The 2,500-nt window shown below is 55.2% G+C and carries 1 tRNA gene and 2 rRNA genes (1 of these 3 cut by a window edge); all 3 read right to left on the reverse strand.

Annotated elements, in window-relative coordinates:
• Positions 1 to 52: 52 nt before the first annotated feature.
• Positions 53 to 129 (reverse strand) — tRNA-Met (locus ATC00_RS00185).
• A 94-nt stretch (positions 130 to 223) separates the two neighbouring features.
• Positions 224 to 338: ribosomal RNA gene (rrf, locus tag ATC00_RS00190) — 5S ribosomal RNA — on the reverse strand.
• Between the two features lie 232 nt (positions 339 to 570).
• Positions 571 to 2,500 (reverse strand): 23S ribosomal RNA (locus ATC00_RS00195); it runs 869 nt beyond the window's last position.

Consider the following 2,500-nt stretch of genomic DNA (forward strand, 5'->3'; position numbering starts at 1 on the left):
GAACGCAAAAAGGGCTCCGAGAATCTCGGAGCCCTTGATGTTGCTTGTGATTTGGTTGCGGGGGCAGGATTTGAACCTGCGGCCTTCAGGTTATGAGCCTGACGAGCTACCGGGCTGCTCCACCCCGCGTTATCTTCAAAGCATAAGGGCCGCTTGTAGGCGGCCCGTTGTTTCGGCTTGGGCCGAGTTTGAAGAGAAGATTGCTTTTTCTTGCGATTTGCAGACCTGGCAGCGACCTACTCTCCCGCGTCTTAAGACGAAGTACCATCGGCGCTGGGGCGTTTCACGGCCGTGTTCGGAATGGGAACGGGTGCAGCCACCCCGCCAGAACCACCAGGTCGGCAAAGCGCAAGTTTGCTCCCGGAGGAGCAAATTGTGAGAAGCTGGTGAAGCATTGCTTCGTTTTTGAACACGTCTTTTGCGTCTTATCCGGATATTTGCAGCAGCCGGCAGAGCCGAGCCGCCGGACGTCCGGCGCGCCGTCCGCAGCGTAGCGATCTTCAGATCGCGACAGCGTGAGGACAGAAGATAGCATCATCAAACTTCGTTTGATGAGCATAAGCAATGGGAACGATCAAGCCGATCGAACGATTAGTACCGGTAAGCTTCATGCGTTGCCGCACTTCCACACCCGGCCTATCAACGTGGTCGTCTTCCACGGTTCTCGAGGGAATACTCGTTTTCAGGTGGGTTTCCCGCTTAGATGCCTTCAGCGGTTATCCCTTCCATATATAGCTACCCTGCTATGCCCTTGGCAGGACAACAGGTCCACCAGAGATATGTCCATCCCGGTCCTCTCGTACTAGGGACAGATCCTGTCAATATTCCTACACCCACGGCAGATAGGGACCGAACTGTCTCACGACGTTCTGAACCCAGCTCACGTACCGCTTTAATTGGCGAACAGCCAAACCCTTGGGACCTGCTCCAGCCCCAGGATGCGATGAGCCGACATCGAGGTGCCAAACAACCCCGTCGATATGGACTCTTGGGGGTCATCAGCCTGTTATCCCCGGCGTACCTTTTATCCGTTGAGCGATGGCCCTTCCACGCGGGACCACCGGATCACTATGACCGACTTTCGTCTCTGCTCGACTTGTCAGTCTCGCAGTCAGGCGGGCTTATGCCATTGCACTCGACGAGCGATTTCCGACCGCTCTGAGCCCACCATCGCGCGCCTCCGTTACTCTTTCGGAGGCGACCGCCCCAGTCAAACTACCCACCATACACTGTCCCGGATCCGGATGACGGACCGCGGTTAGACATCCATGACGATAAGGGTGGTATTTCAAGGATGGCTCCACGAGAACTGGCGTCCCCGCTTCAAAGCCTACCACCTATCCTACACATGCCGACACGAATGCCAGTGTAAAGCTATAGTAAAGGTGCACGGGGTCTTTCCGTCTGACCGCAGGAACCCCGCATCTTCACGGGGAATTCAATTTCACTGAGTCTGCGTTGGAGACAGCGGGGAAGTCGTTACGCCATTCGTGCAGGTCGGAACTTACCCGACAAGGAATTTCGCTACCTTAGGACCGTTATAGTTACGGCCGCCGTTTACTGGGGCTTCGATTCAGAGCTTGCACCCCTCCTCTTAACCTTCCAGCACCGGGCAGGCGTCAGACCCTATACGTCGTCTTGCGACTTCGCAGAGCCCTGTGTTTTTGATAAACAGTCGCTACCCCCTGGTCTGTGCCACCCCACAATGGTTGCCCATCATGGGGTCACGCTTCTTCCGAAGTTACGCGTGCAATTTGCCGAGTTCCTTCAACGCAGTTCTCTCAAGCGCCTTGGTATACTCTACCTGACCACCTGTGTCGGTTTCGGGTACGGTCTATACGGTGGAGCTATTTCCCGGGACCGCGTCCAAGCCTGGACAATCCAATAAGTCCAGACAAGTTAAGCGATCCGTCACTACCACCAGGCCCACGAATATTAACGTGGTTCCCATCGACTACGCGTGTCCGCCTCGTCTTAGGGGCCGGCTAACCCTGCTCAGATTAACTTTAAGCAGGAACCCTTGGTCTTTCGGCGAGAGGGTCTCTCACCCTCTTTATCGTTACTCATGTCAACATTCGCACTTCCGATACCTCCAGGACCCCTCACGGGTATCCCTTCACAGGCTTACGGAACGCTCCGCTACCACTTGATCTTGCGATCAAATCCTCAGCTTCGGTGCATGGCTTCAGCCCCGTTACATTTTCGGCGCAAAGACCCTTATTTAGACCAGTGAGCTGTTACGCTTTCTTTAAATGATGGCTGCTTCTAAGCCAACATCCTGGTTGTTTTGGGATCCTCACATCCTTTCCCACTTAGCCATGACTTGGGGACCTTAGCTGGAGGTCAGGGTTGTTGCCCTTTTCACGACGGACGTTAGCACCCGCCGTGTGTCTGCCGACTAGTACTCCCCGGTATTCGGAGTTTGGTTAGGATCAGTAAGACGGTGAGTCCCCATAGCCCATCCAGTGCTCTACCCCCGGGGGTATTCGGTCGACGCTCT

The sequence above is a fragment of the Sinorhizobium americanum genome (genome assembly GCF_001651855.1).
GTDB lineage: Bacteria > Pseudomonadota > Alphaproteobacteria > Rhizobiales > Rhizobiaceae > Sinorhizobium > Sinorhizobium americanum.